The following is a 20,571-nucleotide window of genomic DNA, read 5'->3' as shown; positions in this document are numbered from 1 at the left end:
GTCGAACTTCCCGCACCCCACGCCCTCACCCCGCCGAGGAGCTGGCTCCCGACAGGGGCGCGGGCAGGGGCTCCACGAAACGCAACGGCCCATGCACCCGCCGACGCAGGGCCGAGGCCAACCAGGCCAGGTGCGTGCCCCGGACCGCGCCGAAGAGGTAGCGGTCGGGGCGCAGCACGGCGATCTCCACCTGGTGCTGCTGGAACCACGCCTCGAGCGCGCCGTCACTGTCCACCACCTCGCCCAGCCGGGCCTTGCTGGAGCGCGGCGCACGGAAGCGCAGACACCGGGCGCCCAGGCTGTCGGCGAGCACCTGCGCGGCTCGCACCGAGGCCTCCTGGGTGTCCGGATGGACGAGCACCGCGAAGCCCGGGCCGAGCAGCTCATCGAGCAACACCCGGCCGCCGGGGCCCTCCACCCAGGGCTGGGGAAAGTACGTCCCCTCGGGCGCGTGCCGATGGCCCCGGGAGTCGCCCAGGATGAAGCCCCGGGGGATGAGGGGCCGGGGCTTGAACTCGAGGTTGCGGATGAAGCGATGGACGCGCGGGATGCGGTCGATCGCCTGGAAGACCCGGTCGCGCAGGAAGGCGAGCGGACGGCTGCCGGTGAGCACGAGCCGGCCCATGTTCACGCTGGCCTGGAGCATGGCCTCGGCGTGGGGGCGGCGCTCCAGCTCATAGGTGTCCAGGAGCGACTCGTCGGCCTGGCCGTGGAGGACGGCGGCGAGCTTCCAGGAGAGGTTGGCGGCGTCGCGCAGACCGGAGCACAACCCCTGGCCGAGCACGGGCGGCATGAGGTGGGCGGCATCGCCGAGCAGGAACATCCGGTCATCGCGCCAGCGCGCGGCCACGCGGCGGTTGAAGATGTAGGGGGCGGCGCGCAGGACGGTGACGCGATCCGGATCCACGTACGGAGAGATGAACTCGCGGATGCGCTCGGGCCGGATCATGTCCTCGGCCTTCTCGTCCTCGCGAATCATGTACTCCACGCGCAGCTCGTTGCCGGCGCACCGGGTGACGAAGACATGGCGGTGGGGGTCGCACACCATGCGGCACACGGCCGGGGGCTCCTCGGGCAGCAGGAGGGAGACGGCCACCATGCCCTCGTCATAGGTGGAGCCCACCATATCGATGCCGGCCAGACGGCGCAGGGTGCTGCGGCCCCCGTCACACGCGAGGAGGTAGCGGGCGCGCACGGTGTGCTCGGTGCCATGGCGCACGTCCCGGACGGTGACCGTGAGGCCCTGCGCGTCCTGGGTGTAGCCTTCCACCTGCTGGCCGAGCCGCAATTCCACGTGGGGGAAGCGCGCCACGCCCTGACGCAGCACGCGCTCGACGTAGGGCTGGCTGAAGAAGCGCAGGGCCGGGTAGCCGTTGCCGAAGTCCGTCTCCTGGATGCCGAGCCGGGCGAAGAGCTCGCCCGAGGCCCCCACGAGCTCCACCTCGGGGCAGGTGTACATGTGGGCATCCATGACCTCGGCGAAGCCGACGGACTGGTAGATGCGCAGGGCCTCGTCGTCACAGGTGATGGCGCGGGGCTGGCCATGGTGGACGAACTCGCGCTCGAGCACGAGCGTGCGGACGCCATGCTGTCCCAGGAGGTTGGCCGTCAGGGCGCCCACCGGACCGCAGCCGGAGATGAGCACGTCTGTTTCTTGTACCGATGGCATCATGGAAGTCTCGACATCGCTGCCCCGGCAGCCCGGGAGTGCGGCGGCGGCAATGTAGCGGATGCGAGGCGTCCCACCACGTTCGATGTGAGGGGCCTACCTGCCTGTCACACCATCGGCGGGTGGGGCGGTGACCCGGAGTGGACAGAAGGGGAGGCACACCTCCCATCATTCCTCACCGGTCACGGGGTCCGGACGTCGGATGAGACCGGCGCGGTCGAGCAGTTCGCGCACACGAGAGGTGAAGGCCACGTGCTCGGGGTTGCTCGCGCTCATGGGCTCGGGGGACAGGACGAGGAGCCAGCCCAGAGTCCCCACCGGCTCGATGCGCACGGGGGCGGGCAGAGGTGGCACCGTGCCCAACCGGCGCGACAGGTACGTCAGCCAACCCACCCGCACTTCCCCTTTCCGTTTCCGGACGAGCCGTACCATCTCGTTCGAACCAGCGATGGCGAAGTCGGGATCCCACGCGGTGGCCAGACTGGTGAGCACCTCGGCCAGCAGCGGGGCACTCAGGATCCGCTCCCGCAGCGGGCCGACCTCGGGCGGCCTGAGCAGGCACGTGTTCACCGCCCCACGGGAGTAAGCACCGCAACTGAATTCAACGCGAGTTCGCTCCCTGGTCTTCGCATTCCAGACGTATTCCACGAAGCCAAACTCCTCGATGACCTTCTTGCCGACGTCCGTGCGAAGCCTTCCGCGCAGGAACAACTCCTCCCACTCCGCCACCTCTGGGCGAACGGGGTGGCCTGGCAGCGAACGAGGGGCGCCACGTCCCCCCCGGTACCACTGGGTGAAAGTGGAGTCACACCGCGCCAGCATGTGAAAGAAGAGTTCCGCGCGCCGGGCACACTCCAGCGCCGTCTCCTTCCGAGGACCCCAGTATCCTCCCACGTAGTACCATTCGTGCATGCGTGCTCCTCACCGCGCTGGCGGTGTATGGCGGACGGTGATGTTGTCCAACCCATCACTCTCGAAGACCTCACGGAGGAAGTTCGCGAATTCGGCCTCGGCCACGTACCACACCAACGGCAGTTTCAACCTACTGGCAAGCCGCGACTGCTTCCTGGCTTGTTCCATCAGCCCCTTGAACCCCTTTCCAGCTTCGAACCAGGGTTGGGCTGTACCATCCTTCGTGAGGAATTTCTTGTAGCTGGTGCCCTTGGCCTCAAGCAGTTCCTTGCCATTGAAGCCATCGAATTCCACCTCGCCAATCATGTACACGTACCAGGCAGGTCGTCCCGTCACCTGCTCCTGATAATCCAGGGCCTGCTTGGACTCGGTAGTGGGTTTCTTGTACGTCCACTTGCCGGGCCCCTTCGCCGAAGCCGTCTGGGAGGACTTCCCCGCCTTGCCACTTGTGCCACTGGTGCGTCCCGGGCCTTTCCCCGCCATGTGGAGGATGGAGAGGGCTCCCAAGTCCATTCCCGCGGTGGAGGTCACCGTCCCTCCCGCCACCACGGCGCCGCCCAGCACCAGTTCGCCCCGAGCCGAGAGCGACAGCACCGGCAGCTCCGCCCCCAGTCCGCTCATGCGCCCCAGGGAGGCCTTCGCGCCCCCGAGCATCATGAGGATGTGCGTGGACAGGCGCGCCGCCTCGCGGATCTGGTCCTCCCGGGACATGGCGCCGTAGTGCGCGAAGTATTCCGGCGACGAGGCAATGAGGCTCGCCACCGTGCCAGGCAGTTGCGTCAGGTCCTCCAAGGTACGGATGGGGTGCAGGATGGACTGGGCGAGCGCCACCGCCATCTCCCCCACGGCATCCTGGGCCCCGTCGAGCGCGGCACTGAGCGGGTCTCTCCCCAGGCCCAACTCGCTCAGGGGCAGGCCATCCCCACGCCGCAGTGCGTCGTTCACCGCATAGAATGGACAAGCCGCACCTCCTCCGTTGCCTCGATTGAAAACAGACACCGCGAGTGTGGCCCGGGAATTGGGGCGGGAGGAGTCCCCCGGCGTTCAAAACAGCACGGCCCCCACTTTTCGGGGACAATCCGAATAATGGGTTGACCCGAAAAAATGAGTCCCACGCTCTTCCTGGTACGCCGCTCCGGTCCCATCCCGGCCGGAGCCCCCATTCCAAGGAGAGCTGAACATGTCCGTCCACCCGTGGAAGGCCCCGCGATGGTTGCGACTGCTACCCTGTGTCGCCCTGGTGACCTCCGCCTGCCAACCTGGCACGTCCTCCGACGAGAGCGCCGAAGCGGAGGGAGCCGGCACGGCCCTCGCGACCCTGGAGAACTGCACCGGCGTGTCCGAGTGGAACGCCAGCACCATCTATCCGCCGGGCAGCCGGGTCGTTTACAAGGCCAACCTTTACGAGGCCCTCGTCTCCATCTGGTCCGCGGACCCCGTCCTCGGCACCGCGAGCGGTTGGTACAAGCTCATCGGCCCGTGCACGACCAGCGGCGGTGACACCCTTCCGCCCTCCCAAGTGACGGGCTTGAAGGCCACGAGCACGACCAGCACCCAGATCTCCCTCGCCTGGAACACGGCGACCGACAACGTCGGGGTCACTGGCTACCTCGTGTTCCGCAATGGCACCCAGGTCGGTACGGCGACCAGCACCTCCTATACGGACAGCGGCCTCTCCCCCTCGACGCAGTACAGCTACACCGTCAAGGCCCGGGACAACGCGGGCAACCTGTCCACGGTGAGCAGCACGCTCTCGGCCACCACCGCGCCCGGGACGACGGAGCCGCCTCTCCCCAACGGCTCGTGGCACCCGAGCTACCTCGCCCTCGGCACCGTCTACGAGCCCTTCACCGGTACCGACAAGTTCTTCTCCAAGGTCAACCCGCTCTTCCCCGCCGGCAAGCGCCTCGACTACGGCTACCTGTACCTCAACGGGGGCTCGCAGATCTCCGAGTGGCATGACCGCGCCGTGCGCCTTGCCAACAAGAGCAAGGAACAGGGCATGACGCCCATCTACGTGGTGTATGGGATTGGTGGAAACACCGACAGCCCCGCGGCCGTCTGGAACAACCTGCAGAGCGCCGCCTTCCTCACCACGTACTTCCAGGGCCTGCGCGACGTGGGCCAGACCGCGACGGGCATCATCGGAACGGGCCGCATCGGCTACGTCATCGAGCCCGACACCCTCGGCTACATCCAGCAGCAGTACGGGCCGCAATACGGCAATGATCCCGCGCAGATGCCCGCGGCGACCTACGCCGTATACGACTCGGGCGTGCTCCAGCGGGGCGTGGATCCCACCTTCCCCAACACCCTGACCGGCCTCGTCCAGAGCATCAACTACACCCTGCGCAAGTACACCCCCAAGGCCTTCCTCGGCTGGCAGCTCAACCTCTGGGCCGCTCCCGGCGCTCCGAGCACCGGCATCGTTCACGCGACCGAGGTGTATGGGCTCGAGGCGGGCAAGACGCGCATCCAGGAGAACGCGCGCGCCAACGCGGGCTTCGCCCTGAAGGCGGGCGTGAAGTACGGAAACGCCGAGTTCATCTCCATCGACAAGTATGGACTGGATGGGGCCGGGGCGGCGGGCGCCAATCCCAATGATCCGGCGAGCTCGCTGTGGTTCTGGAACGCGGACCTCTGGAACAACTACCTCCTGTTCGTGCGGACCCTGAAGGAGACGCTGTCCCTGCCCGTGGTGCTCTGGCAGGTGCCCGCCGGACACATCAACGGCACCCTGCAGAGCAGCCCCACCGCGTACAACGCCTCGGGCACGTTCCCGCTCCTCTCCAACGCCGTGCAGCAGTACGAGGAGTCCGCCGCTCCCTACTTCTTCGGAGACCGGATCACGCTCTCGGGCAACCGGCTGGCCTGGTTCTCCAAGAACCTGTGGGGCGATCCCAAGGTCTCGGTGAGCGGCAGCACGGTGACGTGGGGCTCGCACATTCCCGAGGCGGCCAACGCGGGAGTCGTCGCCATCCTCATGGGCGCCGGCGTCGGAGTGAGCACCCGCGGCATTCCCCAGCCAGGGAGCTACCCGGAGGATCAGCCCACCGAGGGCTACTACTGGATCAGCCGCGTCCAGGACTACTACCGCGCTCCGGTCATCCTGCCCTGATGCCTCTCACATTCCATTCACCGTCCAATCCCCTCACACCGCATCCCTCCAGGAAGGATTCATCCATGTATTCGTCGAGTCGAACCCGCGGGTCCCGGCCGGGCTCCTTCATCCTGGCCGCCGCCATGGCGCTGCTGTTTGGCCTGTCCCCCACCCTCGCCTCCGCCGCGGCACGCGGTGAGTGGGCGCCCAACGTCGGCTACGCGCAGGGCGACAGCGTGACCTACAGCGGCAAGGGTTATGACTGCCGCCAGGCCCACACGTCGCTGGTCGGCTGGGAGCCGCCCAACGTCCCCGCCCTGTGGCTGGAGGGGAGCAGCGTCCCCACGGACACCCAGGCGCCAACGGCTCCCTCGAGCCTGCGCTCCACCGCCACGAGCAGCAACAGCGTGTCCCTGGCGTGGACGGGCTCGACGGACAACGTGGCCGTCACCGGCTACGAGGTGTCCTTCAGCGGCGGCGGCGCGTCCGGGACCGCCACCAGCACCACGACGAGCGCCACCATCTCCGGCCTCCAGGCCAACACCACGTATACCTTCAGCGTGAAGGCCCGGGACGCGGCCGGCAACCGCTCGGCGGCGAGCGCGGCGCTCAGCGTGACCACGCCCCCCAACATCGCCGATACCCAGGCGCCGACGGCTCCCTCGAGCCTGCGCTCCACCGCCACGGGCAGCGACAACGTGTCCCTGGCGTGGACGGGCTCGACGGACAACGTGGCCGTCACCGGCTATGAGTTGTTCACCGGCGCCTCCACGACCGCGTCCGCCACCAGCACCACGACGAGCGCCACCGTGTCCGGCCTCAAGGCCAACACCACGTATACCTTCACCGTGAAGGCCCGCGACGCGGCCGGCAACCGCTCGACGGCGAGCAACAGCATCTCGGTGACGACGACCAACACGCCGCCCGCGAGCACCGGCAAGGTCATCGTCGGCTACTGGCACAACTTCGACAACGGCTCGACCAACATCCGCCTGCGCGACATCTCGCCCAAGTTCAACGTCATCCAGGTCGCCTTCGCCGAGCCGGTGGGCGGCTCCACCACGGGCAACATGGCGTTCTCGCCCTACAACGCGACCGTCGCGGACTTCAAGGCGGACATCGCCTACCTGAAGAGCCAGGGCAAGAAGGTCCTCATCTCCCTGGGCGGCGCCAACGGCACGGTGGATCTGGCCACGTCCACCGCGAAGCAGAACTTCGTCACCACCATGCAGTCCATCATCGACACGTATGGCTTTGACGGCATGGACATCGACCTGGAGGGCAGCTCGCTGTCCCTCAACGGCGGGGACACCGACTTCCGCAACCCGACCACGCCGAAGATCACCAACCTCATCGACGGCGTCCGGCAGATCCTCAGCCGCTACGGCTCCGGCTTCCTGCTCACGATGGCGCCCGAGACGGCCTACGTGCAGGGTGGCTACTCGGCCTACGGTGGCCCGTGGGGCGCCTACCTGCCGGTCATCTACGCGTTCCGTGACCGGCTGACGTACCTGCACGTGCAGCACTACAACACCGGCACCGTGACGGCGCTGGATGGCCGCGCGTATGCCCAGGGCACCGCGGACTTCCACGTGGCCATGGCCGAGATGCTCCTGCAGGGCTTCCCGGTCGGCGGCAACGCGAGCAACATCTTCCCGGCGCTCCGCCCGGATCAGGTGGTGATTGGCCTGCCCTCCTCGCCCCAGGCCGCTGGCGGTGGTTACACGACGCCCGCCAACGTGCAGAAGGCGCTCGGCTATCTCATCAAGGGCCAGTCGTTCGGCGGCGGCTACGTGCTGCGCAAGTCCTCGGGCTACCCTGACTTCAAGGGCCTGATGACCTGGTCCATCAACTGGGACAAGTTCACCAACTACGAGTTCTCCAACAGCCACCGCGCCTATCTGGACAGCTTGTAGTCGCGTTTCGCCAGGAGCCTCTGGCGACACGGAACATGGAGACGGATTGACCCGAAAGGGCATGTTTCAGTCTCTCTAGGTTGTCTGTCTTCATGTTCCCGTGGTCCCGGAGGTTTCATGCGTCGTTCGTCGAAATTCGTCGTTCCTGGCCTGTTGAGTCTGTTCACCGCATGCCAGGGGGTTGAGCCGGAGCTGCCCGCGTCGGCTCATTCCCAGGTGTCCGAGCTGGCGGCCACCGCCACGGGGTTGACGGCCACGGTGTCCACCAGCTCCAGCTGGGAGGGGGGCTTCAGCGGCGTGGCCGTCATCAAGAACACCACGAGCAGCCCCATCACGGAGTGGGCGCTCACCGTGAAGTTCAATGGCGCCGCCGGCATCGTCGGCTCGCCGTGGGGCGCGGGCGGCTCGGCCACCAAGAACAGCGATGGCTCGTGGACCGTGCAGCCCAACACCTGGGGCGGCAACGTCGTGCCCGCCAATGGCAGCGTGACCGTGTCCTTCGATGGCAGCGGGACCTACAGCGGCGTGGCCAGCTGCTCCATCAATGGCTATGCGTGCTCGGGCGCCACCGACCCCTCGGACAAGACGCCCCCCACCGTCACCCTGACGGCCACCCCCACCCAACTCACCACCGCGGGCAGCGTGAGCCTCACCGCGCCCGCCAGTGACAACGTGGGCGTGAGCCGGGTCGAGTTCTACAAGAACGGCGTGATCTTCAGCACCGACAGCACCAGCCCCTTCACCGCGTCGGATGACTTCAACTCCAGTGCCCAGAATGGCACCTACAGCTACACCGCCAAGGCGTATGACGCGGCGGGCAACTCCGCCACCTCGAGCGGCGTGAGCGTCCAGGTCAACCTGACGGGCACCCCACCTCCGGGCCCCAACGGGCGCATGTACATCGGGTACGCCAGCTCGTGGAACACGAGCATCAATGACCTGACGACGGCGAACATCCCCAGCTACTACACCCACCTGAACCTCTCCTTCGTCCGGCCCGACATGGCGTACACCAAGGGCTCGTACGAGTTCGATCAGGCCGTGGCGGGCTTCGAGTTCGCCGAGGGCGCCACGACGAACAGCGGGCAGAAGAAGTTCACGCGGGAGCAGGCCCAGACGCTCATCAACAACATCCAGGCGCTGCGCACGCGGGGCACCCAGGTGTGGATCTCCGTCGGCGGATGGAGCTACAGCCAGGGAGACCAGTGGTCGCGCTTCAACGCGGGGCACGTGGTGGACCTGGCGCAGGACCTGGGCGCCGACGGCGTCGACATCGACTGGGAGTCGAGCGGCAGCAGCTGCAACAAGCTGACGGCGGACCAGTTCAGCTGCAGCAAGGACGGGGAGATCGCCAACATCATCACCACCCTGCACAACACCATCCGCACCCGCGGGCTGAACCTGGGCATCTCCATCGCGGGCTGGTCCACGGGCGCCTACTACGTGAAGGGCACGCCCTTCGAGGAAGGCAAGGTGCAGTGGGGTTCGCCCTTCGGCGGAACCATGTACAGCGTGGTGAAGAACCACGGCGCCAAGCTGCACCACATCAACCTCATGTCCTACGACGGGGGCGACTACTACGACCCCCGCGAGGGCTATGAGTCCTACCGGGCCATCTACAGCGGCCCCATCGCCATGGGCCTGGAGATCGCCCCCGAGGGCGCGGGCGGCGCGACGTTGAAGCTCAACGCCGAGCCCGGCACGGTGTACGACGCCGAGATGCTCACCGGGCAGAACAACATGGCGACGAAGTATTACAACGTCGAGACGCTCGCCACGTACATGAAGAACAAGGGCAAGCCGACGGACGGAATGATGGTGTGGCAGATCTGGAAGGAGCGGGTCCACATGCCCGCTCCCACCGGCGCGGCGTCGGTGAACGCCACGGGCCAGAAGGTCTGCCAGATGCTCGGCATCATCAGCAACTGCAACCAGAGCATCCCCAGCCTGCCGAAGTACTAGGAGACGGCTCCCCGGGTACGTGGGTGGTTGACGCGTACCCGCTGGGACGTCTACCGGTGGAGCCCGTCAGGGAAGGACCTGCTCGTGGCCCACCTGGCGGAACAGCAGCTCCCGGAGGTGCGCCTTGCCCAGGCGGAGACGACTGCGGACGGTTTCGAAGGGAACCTCCAGCTCCTCCGCCATCTCCGGCACGCTCATCCCCATCACATGGTGCAGCACCAGGGCCCGCCGCTGCTCCTCGGAGAGCTTGTCCAACAGCTTCTCCATCCGGCGCCGCAGGATGCAGTCCTCGGGCGGCGCGTCGTCGGCCAGCAGCGGAGCCGACTCGTCCTCCTCGTCCTGCTTGAGCCGCGTGCGCTCGACGCGCGCGCGCTTCGAGGCGGCGAAGGTCACCCGCCCCACCACGCGGTCCGCCCAGGACGCGAAGGCGCCCTCGCCGCGGTAGGAAGGCAGCCCCCGCAGGATGGCGATCAACGCATCCTGGGTGATGTCATCCACGTCGGAGTCCGCCCGGACCGAGTAGCGCACCAGGTTGCGCACCCGGGGAAGCAGCTGTGCCACCAGTGCCTCGGCGTCTTCACGCCGTCCTTCCATCACCGCGCGGAGGCGAGGCTCCTCCACATGGACCATCACCGGACGACGACAAGGGGCATTGGCTCTCATCATTTGCATGGCGGGAACAGGACTGTGGGGGTGGGGGGGGGTCTTGGAATGGAAACCGACGAACGAAAGCCGGTGAGGGCATTCATCCCCCCACCGGCCAAAGACAGACGTTCAAGGGAGCGCGAGGCGCTCCTACTTCAGCTTCTGGTACAGCGTGTCGAGCAGCGTGCCGTCATCCGAGCTCAGCTCCCAGGCCATCGCGCCGCCCAACCCCTTGCTCAGGATGTAGTCCGCCTTGGCCGACATGGACTGCGCGTCGTCGTAGGCGATCCAGATCTTCGTGTTGGGGTTGTAGACGTAGGCCTCCTTGGCCTCCGCGTGGAAGTACTTGGTGTAGCCGTTCTTGCCCTCGTACTTGTTCTTGATGTCCTTGAAGTCGAACACGCCCGTCGGCCCGGAGGTGCCATCATCCCAGGTGCCATTGACCGGGGTGCCGCTCTGGAAGAGGCCGTTGTTCGTGGAGGGCACGTTGCCCCAGCCGCGGCCGTAGAAGGGCACGCCCACGACGATCTTGTTGGCCGGCACGCCCAGCTCGAGCATCTTCGCCACGGAGCCATCGGTGTAGAAGCCGGAACTCGCCGCGGGGTCACCCGTGACGCGGTTGAGCGCGGACTGGAAGTTCGTCGAGCTCTCGAAGGCCCCGTGGTAGTCGTAGGACATGACGTTGATCCAGTCGAGCACGTTGGCCAGGTTCTTCGTCTCCTGCTTGTTCGCGAGCAGGTCCGGCGAGGCGCCCGAGGCGATCGTGAGCAGGTACGACTTGCCCGTCTGAGAGGAGACGGCGTTGAGCTGGTTGCGGAACTCCTGCATCAGCAGCGTGTAGTTCTGCTTGTCCGCGGGGCTGGTGATGTTGCCGGGCAACCCGCCGCCCACCGGGTACTCCCAATCGATGTCGATGCCGTCGAAGACGCCCGCGCCGTTGGCCGCGTCGACCCCGGGGAACTGGCCCTTGATGTACAGGTCCACGCAGGACTTCACGAAGGCCGAGCGGGAGGCCGAGGTGGCCGCCACCTTGGAGAAGTACGTGGACCAGCTCCAGCCACCCACGGAGATGAGCAGCTTGAGGTTGGGGTAGCTCTTCTTCATCTCCTTGAAGGCGCGGAAGTTGCCGCGCAGCTGGCCGGGGTCCCACTCGTTCGGGTAGCCACCGCCCTTGTCGATGTCCGCGTAGGAGTCACCGAGGATGCACTTGCCGTCCGCGGAGATGTTGGAGAAGGCGTAGTTGAGGTGCGTCAGCTTGCCGGCGGGGACCTGGGACGGCTGGTAGTTGCGGCCGTAGATGCCCCACGCGGTGAAGTAGGCCACGATGCGCTTGCCGCCGGTAGGAGGCGGGGGCGGCGTGCTGCCGATCGCCACGGTGACGGTGACGGTCTGGGAGCCCACGTTGCCCGCGGCGTCATAGGCATTCACCGTATAGGTGTACGTGCCATTCTGGCCCGAGGCGAAGGTGCGGCTGTAGGTCTTGCTCGAGGAGACCACGGCGCCGTTCTGGAGGATCTCCACCTTCGTCACGCCCACGTTGTCCGCGGCGGTGGCCGTCAGGTTCAGCGTGCCCGCGGCCGTGAAGTACGTGGAGCTGGCGCTCAGGGTCGCCGTGGGGGCGGTCGTGTCGCCGCCCGTCGGGGGAGGATCGGTGGGACCCGTGGAGACCGCCTTCCAGAGCGCCGGTACCGCCGAGGGCTCCCAGCCCAGCAGCGAGGTATGGGCCTGGAGGCACTCATAGGAGCCGCCACCGTAGGAGACCCGCGCCCCTTGAGCGTAGGCCACGCCCGGCGCCCAGGCCGGGTCCGCGAGCGGGGCCTTCATCACACTGCCAGCGCCCTCGCCCGTCGGCGACAGGCCTTCCGACCCACACCCCGCGGACAGCGCGGAAAGGACCAGACCCACGGCCCATTTGTTGAGACGCATGTTTGAACTCCTGGTTGCTTGGAATGAAGCGGGGCGAAGCGCGCGTCCACCTCGCGCTCGCGATGCCCCGCGCCCGAATCGCGCGGGTTCATCTTGATAGAGTGGACATTCTATAAATCCGGGTCAACACGTCCAAAACCCAGATTCATTTTTTTCTCACTCTTCCCAGTCCAGCAGTTCTGTCGGGTCTGGATATTCGATTGTTACTTCAGCTCGGCGATGCGGCTCGTGCGGCCGTCGCTCGCGCGGGCCCGGACGGACACCGCGCCCGAGACGGCGACGGGCTCCGTGTATGGCTTCCAGTTGGCGCCCGCGTCCGTGGAGTACTCGATGTCCAGGCCAGGAAAGAGAACGTTTGCATTCAGCTTTCCGTCGATGAGCTTCGCGCCCGGCAACGGGATGCGGTAGTTCACGCCCACGCGGCTCGGGAACTCCGAGCGCAGGTCCACCGCGCGGTAGCCGTCCAGGCGCGGCAGTACGAACTGGCCCAGACTATTGGTGAAGTGGGCCCAGAGCGCGGCCGGATCGCCATCGGTCGGGAACTCCGGGTTCCAGGCGCGCTCGGCCACGCCGAGCATCTTCGGGAACGCGAAGTACTCCAGGAGGGCGGGGCTCTTCTGGTTCTCGGCCCAGAGCAGGCCGTGCATGCCGAGGATGTTCTTCTTGCCCTCGGCCGTCAGGCGAACCTTGTCCTTCAATTCCGACGGGTCGATGGGAACGCCCATCCGGTTGTGGGTGGCGTTGGCGTAGACGTCGAAGGGCCGGTACCCGAACGTCTTCTTCGTGTCGACGAAGTTGGCCCAGTAGTAGCCGGGCTCGTCCGGATCCTTGTTGTACGCCAGGTCCAGGTAGAGGTTGGTCGAGTGGGAGAGGATGACCTTGTAGCCCTGGTTGGCGAACTTGTAGGCATCATCCTCGCGGCCCCAGCCCCACACGTTGCTCCAGGGCATGGGGAGGAAGCCGGGGAGATCCTGACCGTTGTGGATGATGTCATCCCAGCCCGTCATCTGCGTGCCGCCCGTGGTGGCGATGATGCCCTGCCACTTCTTGAAGAAGTGGTTGAAGAGCTGGATGTCGGTCAGCTCGCGCGTCTGGGGGTTCTGCTTGCACAGCGGCGAGCCCTGCCACCACACGTGACCGTTGCTCAAGGAGGGCAGCTCGTCACCGCCGCCGTGGATGGCATAGAGCGGGGCGCCCACCGCGTCGAAGCGCGCCTTGATCTCCTGGACGACCTTGGTCAGGAAGGCATACGACGTGTCCAGGCAGGGATTGATGAAGTTGTCCGTGTACATCTGGACGCTCTCGTGCTTGGACGTGTCCGCCGGGTCCACCAGCCGGTAGGCGGCGGCCTGCGCGGGGTCCGAGTCCTTGAGCTTGCGGTAGCGGTACTCCATGGCCTTCACGGCGGCGCGCGAGTGGCCGGGGACGTCGACCTCGGGAATCACGTCGATGTGCCGCTCCTTGGCATAGACGAGGATCTCCTCGAAGTCCTTGACCGTGTAGTACCCGCTGCCCTTGCCCAGGAAGTTGAGCGTCTCGGGCACGAAGCCCTGCGGGGCGTCCTTCACCGGATCCGCGCTGGTGGGCGCGGACGGCTTGAGCGAGATGCGATCGCCCTCGGCGAGATCGTTGGACGAGCCAAACCCGGCGTGGAGCATCTCCTCCTCGCCCAGGTCGAAGCCGCGGCGGGAGCCGTAGCTCGTCAGCTCCGGGATGCCCGGGATTTCCAGGCGCCACCCCTCGTCATCGGTCAGGTGGAAGTGGAACTTGTTGATCTTGTAGTGCGCCAGCACGTCCAGCAGCCGCTTGACGGTCTCCTTCGTCTGGAAGTGACGCCCCACGTCCAAAGCCATACCGCGGTAGACGAAGCCCGGAGCGTCGGCGACGTGCACCCCGGGCAGGATGATTTCCTGGGCACGCGTGCCCTTCTTCGCGGCGGCATAGGCCTCCGTGGGGATGAGCTGCCGGAGCGTCTGGATGCCATAGAAGACCCCCGCGGCGTCCTTGCCGCGAATGGTCACCAGGCCGTCCTTCACGTCGAGCTCATAGCCCTCGGCGGTGCTCAGGTCGGGCTTGAGCTCCAGGCGGATCTGCTCACCGCCCCCCGTGGCCCGCGAGGTGATGTTCGCCGCCAGCACATCCTTCAGCGCGGCGGCCAGGTAGGAGGCCTCGTCCTTCAACCCCTCGACGAAGCCGATGGCGAGGTCGCCCTTGAGCGACACCGTGCCCTCGACCGCCTCGACGGTGCGGGGAGCGGGCAACAGCCGCGCCTTGAGGTCCAGCGTCTGGCGGGCCGGGTTCTCGTCGTAGCGCAGCCCGGACGTCTGCACGGGCATCACGTCGCCCTCGAAGCGCGTGGTCTGCTTCGGGTCGTTCGCGTCCAGCTTGACGGTGGAGGGGACGGCGAACGCGGTCTTGTCGGAGAACTTCTCCCCGGTGAAGACGATGTGGAAGCCCGCCGGCGCGTCCGTCTTGAGGATGGCCCAATCACTGGCGAGCACGTCGATCGCGCGCCGCTCGCCCGGGGCGATGGGCTTGAAGTCCGGGAGGGGCTCGATGACGTAGTAGTCGCCACTGGCCGCCTTGGAGATCTTCACCCCCTGCTTCGCGAGGGCCTGCACGCCCGTCTCGTCGCCCTCACCCTCGTTCAGGATGCGCCGCACGAAGTTGAAGTAGAGCTTCCAGCCCTGGTTGCCCAGCTCACCGGGGCCCTTGTTCTCCAGGGTGAAGGTGGAGCGGAAGAACTTCCAGCTTCCCACCGAGTTGTCCGTGGGCTCCCACTCCACCGCGAGCGCGGCCGGCCCGGGCGCCGGCGGCTCATTGGGGTCGGTACATCCCGAAGAGAGAATCGCCATGAGAGGAAGAGACGTCAGCAAACGTTTCATGTTGCCTCCGAAAGGAAAACCCACCCGTGGGTGGTACTCGAGACAGCCCTCCCCCTACCCTGGGGAAAAGGCTGTCGCCATTTTCCCCAGGACACCTGGACGGAGGGCTGTGAAAGAAGGGGCCGTGCGTCAGCGCAGCAGCGCACGCAGCTCATCGGCCACGCGTTCCGCCGTGGGTCCGATGATCACCTGGATGGAACCCGCGGAGGGCTTGGCCACTCCCCGCGTTCCGAGCCCCTTCAGGGCCGTGTCGTTGACTCGCTGATCATCGACGACGATCAACCGCAGACGGGTGGAGCAACAATCCACCTCGCGCACGTTGGAGGCCCCTCCCAACGCCTGGAGCACCCCCCGGGCCAGCGTCTGTTCGGCGCTGCCGGAGACCGGAGCGCCCTCGCGGGCACCACCGCCGCGCAGGACCTCCTGGATCTCGGAGGAGACCTGATCCGCTTGCGGACCGATGATGACCTGGACGCTGCCGGGCGACGGACGGATGACGCCTCGCGAGCCGAGCGACTTGAGCGCCGGCTCGTCGATGCGGGCGTTGTCCGCCACGGTCAAGCGCAACCGCGTGGTGCAGGCATCGACGGTCTGGAGGTTGCTCGCGCCGCCCAGGGCCTTGAGCCAGGCCGCGCCCCGGGACAGGGCGGGAGCCGGCAGGGAGCCGCCATCGATGGAGGCGGTGTCAGCGGCCGGAGCCTCGTCCTCCCGGCCCAGGGTCTTCAGGTCGAAGCGCGCGATGCAGACGCTGAACAGCCCGTAGTAGAGGGCGAAGTACGCCGCGCCCACCGGCAGGAGCAGCCAGGGCTGGGTGGACTGCTTGAAGTTGAGCACGTAGTCGAACAGACCCGCCGAGAAGCCGAAGCCGAGCTTCACGCCCAGCACATCCATGGCGACGAGCGCCACGCCCGTGAGCACCGCGTGCAGCAGGTAGAGCGGCGGCGCGAGGAACATGAAGGCGAACTCGATGGGCTCGGTGACGCCCGTGAGGAAGGACGTCAGCGCCATCGACGTGAGCAGGCCGCCCACCTTGGCCCGGTTGTGCGCGGGCGCCGCCCGGTACATGGCCAGACACGCCGCGGGCAGGCCGAACATCATCACCGGGAAGAAGCCCGTCATCATCGCGCCCGCGCTGGGGTCACCCGCGAAGAAGCGCTTCAGGTCTCCCGTCACGCCGTTGTAGTCGCCCAGCAGGAACCACGCGACGTTGTTGAGGATGTGGTGCAGGCCCGTGACGAGGAGCAGGCGGTTGAAGAAGCCATACAGGAACAGCCCGAACCGGCCCGCGCTGAACACCGAGCGGGTCACCGCGTCCAGACCCGCTTCAATCACCGGCCAGCCAAACCCGAACACCACCGCGAGCACCAGACAGGCCAGGCCCGTGATGATGGGGATGAAGCGGCGCCCGCCGAAGAACGCCAGGTACTCCGGCAGCTTGATGTCCTTGTAGCGGTTGTACAGCATGCCCGCGAACAGGCCGGACAGGATGCCGGCCGGCATGCTGATCTTCGACTCCAGGCGCGCCTTGTAGCCCGACACCGCCAGGTCCCGGGCCGCTCCCACCAGCCCCTCGAGCACCGCCGGAGGCACCTGGACGAGCGCCTTCGTGCCCTCGATGGTGATGAAGAAGCCGACGGCGCCCGCCAGTCCCGCCGCGCCATGGTTCTCCCGGGCGAAGCCCACCGCCACACCCACCGCGAACAGCAGGCCGAGGTGGTCGAAGATGGCGCCACCGGCGGCCGCCATGAAGCCAATACCCAGCAGGTCTGGCTGACCCAGACGCAGCAGGAGTCCCGCGATGGGCAGCACCGCAATGGGCAACATCAAGGCGCGCCCAAGCTGTTGGACTCCCGCGAACTTGTTGCTCACCATGCTTCTCTCCGTTGAAACAGTGCGACCGGTCACAGGCCCGGCCAGGTATTCGTCACGAGGGCACGCACTTCGTCACCGCTCTCCAGCTCCAGGGCCTTGCGCGCGACATCCGCGCACACGGACAGCGAGAGCGTGCGGATGAGGGCCTTGTGGCTGGGAATCACCGCGGGAGCCACCGACAGCTCGCTGACGCCCAGTCCGATGAGCAAGGGGGCCGCGCGCGCGTCCGATGCGATGCCGCCGCACACCGCCACCGGGCGGGAATGCTTGCGCGCGCCTTCCACCGTCTGAGCCACCAGCCGCAGCACGCCCGGGTGCAGGCCGTCGAGCTGCGCCGCCACGTGCGGATTGCCCCGGTCCATCGCCAGCCCGTACTGCGTCAGGTCATTGGTGCCGATGGAGAGGAAGTCCGCCTCGGCCGCCAGGCGCTCGGAGAGCACCGCGGCCACGGGCACCTCGATCATCGCGCCGAGCTGCACCGGCGTGGAGACGCCCAGCGCCCGGCGCTCATCCTCCAGCATGGCGCGCACCGCGCGCAGCTCGTGCGCGGAGGTGACCATGGGCACGAGCACGCGGCAGATGCCCTCGGGCTTCACCCGGAGGATGGCGCGCAGCTGGGTGCGCAGCATCTCCGGGTAGCGCAGCGACACGCGCACGCCGCGCAGGCCGAGCACCGGGTTCTCCTCGCGCGGCAGGGGCAGGTAGGCCAGGGGCTTGTCACCGCCCACGTCGAGCGTGCGGATGACGAGCGGCCTGCCGGCCAGGGCCGTGGCGATCGTCTGGTACTGCGCGGTCTGCTCGGCCTCGCTCGGCGCGGTGGTGCGCTCCAGGAAGAGGAACTCGCTGCGCAAGAGCCCGCACCCCTCGGCGCCCTGGCTGGCGGCGGCCGCCGCGTCACCGGGACGCCCGAGGTTGGCGAAGACCTCGATGCGCGCGCCATCCAGCGTGTGGCATCCCTCGTGAGCCTTGGCCAGGTAGGCCTCGCGGCGGGTGGCCCGCTCGGCGAGTGCCCGCAGGGTGGCCTCCTGCTGGGCGGCGCTGGGGTGGACCTGGACCTCGCCCCGGTCTCCATTGACGATCAGCGTCGCGCCCGTGGGCACGCGCAGGGCCGAGTCTCCCGCGGCCACCACCGCCGGAATGCCCAGCCCCGCGGCCAGGATGGCCACGTGCGAGGTGGGGCCGCCCTTCGCGGTGCAGATGGCCGCCAGCCGGCCCGCCGGCACCTCCGCCAGGTCCGAGGGCAGCAGCTCATCGGCGACGAGGATGGCATTGGACGGCAGCTCGGTGGGAACGCGCGAGCCGTTCTTGCCCGTCAGCAAGGCGATGACGCGCCGGCCGATGTCGCGCAGATCCCCGCCGCGCTCCGCCAGCAGCTCGTTCTCCAGCTCCTGCAACAGCCCCACGTGCAGCTCGGTCGCCGAGCGCCACGCCCACTCGGCGCTGTGTCCGGCCGACAGGGAGCGGCTCGCGGCGTCATTGAGCTCGGGATCGTCGAGCAACTCGAGGTGCGCGCGGAAGATCTCCGTGTGCGCCCCGTCCGCCGTGGAGCGCTCGATCATCAGCTCGATCTCGTGGCGCACGCCCGCGAGCGCCTCGGCGAGGCGGCGCTGCTCCTCCGCGAGGCCCCGGCCCCGCTGGTTGAGATCCACCTGATCCTCGAGCACCCGGATGGCGATGCCCACCGCCACGCCCGGAGCGGCCGACGTGCCCTGGAACAGGGCCGGATGGTCGGACGGGAAGAAGGACACCGCGGAGGGCGCGGACGCGGACGCGGGCGCCACGATGGGCGTGGAGGACTCGGCGATGGGCTGGACGGTGTCGCCCAACCCGCTGGTCACCAGATCCACCAGGGCCTGGACGCGCTGCTCGGCCTGCGCTCCCTCGACGGTGATCGTCAGCGTGTCACCATGGCGGGCGCCCAGGCTCATCAGCGCCACGACGCTCTTGCCGTTGACGGTGCGCTCGCCACACGACACGCGCACCACGCCCGGGTGCATCGCGGCGTGCCGGCTGAGCACGGCGGAGGGACGGGCATGCAGACCATGGGGGATGAGCAGCCGCACCCGGCGCGCGGACGAGTCTCCCGCCACCTCGACCACCGGCTGTGCCGTGCCCCCCTCGACCTCCAGCAGGGGCTCGCCCACCGCCACCGCGCGATCCTCCACCTTCTGCTTGATGGTGTGCGTGTCCCCGTTGACCACCACCATCACCGTCAACAGGCTGCGCGCCTTGCGGGCCACCAGGTCCATGTCGAAGCCGATGAGCGGCTCGCCCACCCGCACCCGCTGCCCCTCCTGGACATGGGCGATGAAGCCCTCACCGCGCAGGTTCACGGTGTCGATGCCGATGTGCAGGAGCACTTCCGCGCCCGTTCCCGTGCGCAGCGTGCAGGCGTGGCGCGAGGCATGTACCGACACCACGACGCCCTCACACGGGGCGCGCAGCTCGGACGAGGTCGGGTCGACCGCGATGCCATCACCCACCATGCGCTGGGCGAAGGCGGGGTCCGGAACCTCTTCCAACGGGGTCGCCCATCCGGCGATCGGCGCGACGAGTTTCAACGTGGACAAGGCTTGCGTCTCCACGGGTGAGCTGACTCTCAGCGAGGACATGTTTCGCCCTTCTCCTTGGATGCGCTCTCCAGAGCGGCGCGCAGGTTACCCCCCGAGCGAACGAGGGCTTGATCGGCATCGGCCGGGGACAGGCCCGCGAGTCCGAGGACGGCGCGGGGGATGTCTCCGTGGCGGGCGAGCGCGTCCGCGGCGGCGGGCTCCCCGACTCCGGCGATGTGGGAAATGATGGTGACGCAGCGCTGGCGCAGCTTCGCGTTCTCCGGCCGCACGTTGCACATCATGTTGTCGAAGACGAGGCCCAGGCCCGTCATGACGGCCGTGGAGAAGAGGTTGAGCACCACCTTCTGGGCCGTTCCCGCGCCCAGCCGGGTGGAGCCGGCGATCACCTCCGCCCCCGTGTGCACGACCACCACGTGCTCCGCGGCGGCCACCAGCGGCGAGCCCTCCACGCTGGCGATGGCCACCGTCAGGGCACCCCGGCGCCGGGCCTCCTCCACCACGCCCACGGTGAAGGCACTGCCGCCACTGGCGGAGACCCCCAGCACCACGTCCGTCGGACCGGGGTGCAGCTCCGCCACCCGGGCGCGGCCCGTGCCCGCGTCGTCCTCGGCCCCCGCGTCCAGGCCGCGCGCGAGGTCCAACCCTCCGGCCAGCAGGACCGAGAGCCGGGTCGACGGCCAGCCAAACGTTCCGGGCAGCTCCAGGGCATCCAGCGCCGCGAGCGCACCCGCCGAGCCGGCTCCCGCGTAGATCAACCGTCCCTGGGTGCCCGCCAACCGCGCCCGGGCCGCATCCACGGCCCGCCCCAACGCGGGCAGCGCGGGCAGGCAGGCGGCCACCGCCCGCGACTGACCGCCCCACAGCGTCTCGAGCACCTCCGCGGTCCCCCAGCCATCCAGCCCCTGGAATCGCCGGGCCGCCGCTTCCGTCTCCTTCATCAACGTGGCCTCCCCCGGGTCAACTGGTATTAGATTGGACTGCTGCACCATACCAGCACGATTCCTGATTTCAACGCCGAAGTTGCCATTTCGGCGGGCAAGCAAGCTCCACGCAGGTGGATTTTCATGAAACTTCCTGTGATTCCAGCCACTTAACTTGTCTAATACAACCT

At 67.8% G+C, this 20,571-nt stretch carries 12 protein-coding genes; 3 read left to right on the top strand and 9 right to left on the bottom strand.

Features of this window, described 5'->3' with window-relative positions:
- Positions 1-25 precede the first annotated feature (25 nt).
- The 3 genes from CYFUS_RS05335 to CYFUS_RS05325 all read right to left on the bottom strand — a co-directional run bounded on the left by CYFUS_RS05335 (position 26) and on the right by CYFUS_RS05325 (position 3,526).
- The gene (locus tag CYFUS_RS05335; protein WP_095984243.1) at positions 26-1,672 is read right to left on the bottom strand and encodes a bifunctional 3-(3-hydroxy-phenyl)propionate/3-hydroxycinnamic acid hydroxylase; all 1,647 of its coding nucleotides are present in this window, start codon (positions 1,670-1,672) and stop codon (positions 26-28) included.
- A 165-nt stretch (positions 1,673-1,837) separates the two neighbouring features.
- The gene (locus tag CYFUS_RS05330) at positions 1,838-2,581 is read right to left on the bottom strand and encodes an Imm52 family immunity protein (RefSeq protein WP_095984242.1); all 744 of its coding nucleotides are present in this window, start codon (positions 2,579-2,581) and stop codon (positions 1,838-1,840) included.
- A 9-nt stretch (positions 2,582-2,590) separates the two neighbouring features.
- A complete protein-coding gene (locus tag CYFUS_RS05325) occupies positions 2,591-3,526 on the bottom strand; it encodes a Tox-REase-5 domain-containing protein (RefSeq protein WP_232537384.1) in 936 nt (311 codons plus the stop codon).
- Positions 3,527-3,761: 235 nt separating this feature from the next.
- Between CYFUS_RS05325 and CYFUS_RS05320 the strand changes: the two genes are divergently transcribed.
- The 3 genes from CYFUS_RS05320 to CYFUS_RS05310 all read left to right on the top strand — a co-directional run bounded on the left by CYFUS_RS05320 (position 3,762) and on the right by CYFUS_RS05310 (position 9,559).
- Positions 3,762-5,699, top strand: coding sequence for a fibronectin type III domain-containing protein (locus tag CYFUS_RS05320; protein ID WP_095984241.1), 1,938 nt, complete (start codon positions 3,762-3,764; stop codon positions 5,697-5,699).
- A gap of 65 nt (positions 5,700-5,764) precedes the next feature.
- Positions 5,765-7,597: a fibronectin type III domain-containing protein gene (locus CYFUS_RS05315; protein WP_095984240.1), complete on the top strand. Its 1,833-nt coding sequence runs from the start codon at positions 5,765-5,767 to the stop codon at positions 7,595-7,597.
- A gap of 117 nt (positions 7,598-7,714) precedes the next feature.
- Positions 7,715-9,559: a glycosyl hydrolase family 18 protein gene (locus CYFUS_RS05310; protein WP_232537383.1), complete on the top strand. Its 1,845-nt coding sequence runs from the start codon at positions 7,715-7,717 to the stop codon at positions 9,557-9,559.
- Positions 9,560-9,625: 66 nt separating this feature from the next.
- On the opposite strand, the gene CYFUS_RS05305 is transcribed toward CYFUS_RS05310, so the two are convergent.
- The 6 genes from CYFUS_RS05305 to CYFUS_RS05280 all read right to left on the bottom strand — a co-directional run bounded on the left by CYFUS_RS05305 (position 9,626) and on the right by CYFUS_RS05280 (position 20,398).
- Entirely contained in the window at positions 9,626-10,189 is a 564-nt protein-coding gene (locus CYFUS_RS05305; protein ID WP_095984239.1) for an RNA polymerase sigma factor, read from the bottom strand.
- A gap of 165 nt (positions 10,190-10,354) precedes the next feature.
- Positions 10,355-12,130 (bottom strand): glycosyl hydrolase family 18 protein, encoded by a 1,776-nt coding sequence (locus tag CYFUS_RS05300; RefSeq protein ID WP_095984238.1) that lies wholly within the window; start codon positions 12,128-12,130, stop codon positions 10,355-10,357.
- A 203-nt stretch (positions 12,131-12,333) separates the two neighbouring features.
- On the bottom strand, positions 12,334-15,015 hold the full coding sequence (locus CYFUS_RS05295) for a family 20 glycosylhydrolase (RefSeq protein WP_095984237.1): 2,682 nt from the start codon (positions 15,013-15,015) through the stop codon (positions 12,334-12,336).
- A 129-nt stretch (positions 15,016-15,144) separates the two neighbouring features.
- The gene (gene nagE, locus CYFUS_RS05290; protein WP_095984236.1) at positions 15,145-16,887 is read right to left on the bottom strand and encodes an N-acetylglucosamine-specific PTS transporter subunit IIBC; all 1,743 of its coding nucleotides are present in this window, start codon (positions 16,885-16,887) and stop codon (positions 15,145-15,147) included.
- Between the two features lie 29 nt (positions 16,888-16,916).
- Positions 16,917-19,499 carry a phosphoenolpyruvate--protein phosphotransferase gene (gene ptsP / locus CYFUS_RS05285; protein WP_095984235.1) on the bottom strand — a complete coding sequence of 861 codons (2,583 nt, stop codon included), beginning with the start codon at positions 19,497-19,499 and terminating at the stop codon, positions 16,917-16,919.
- Positions 19,487-20,398, bottom strand: coding sequence for an N-acetylmuramic acid 6-phosphate etherase (locus tag CYFUS_RS05280; protein ID WP_232537382.1), 912 nt, complete (start codon positions 20,396-20,398; stop codon positions 19,487-19,489). Before CYFUS_RS05280 ends, ptsP begins: the two co-directional genes overlap by 13 nt.
- Between the last annotated feature and the right edge of the window lie 173 nt (positions 20,399-20,571).

The organism is Cystobacter fuscus (assembly GCF_002305875.1).
GTDB lineage: Bacteria > Myxococcota > Myxococcia > Myxococcales > Myxococcaceae > Cystobacter > Cystobacter fuscus_A.
The sequence above is the reverse complement of the archived record's forward strand: the minus strand, read 5'-3'. Positions and strand labels throughout refer to the sequence as shown.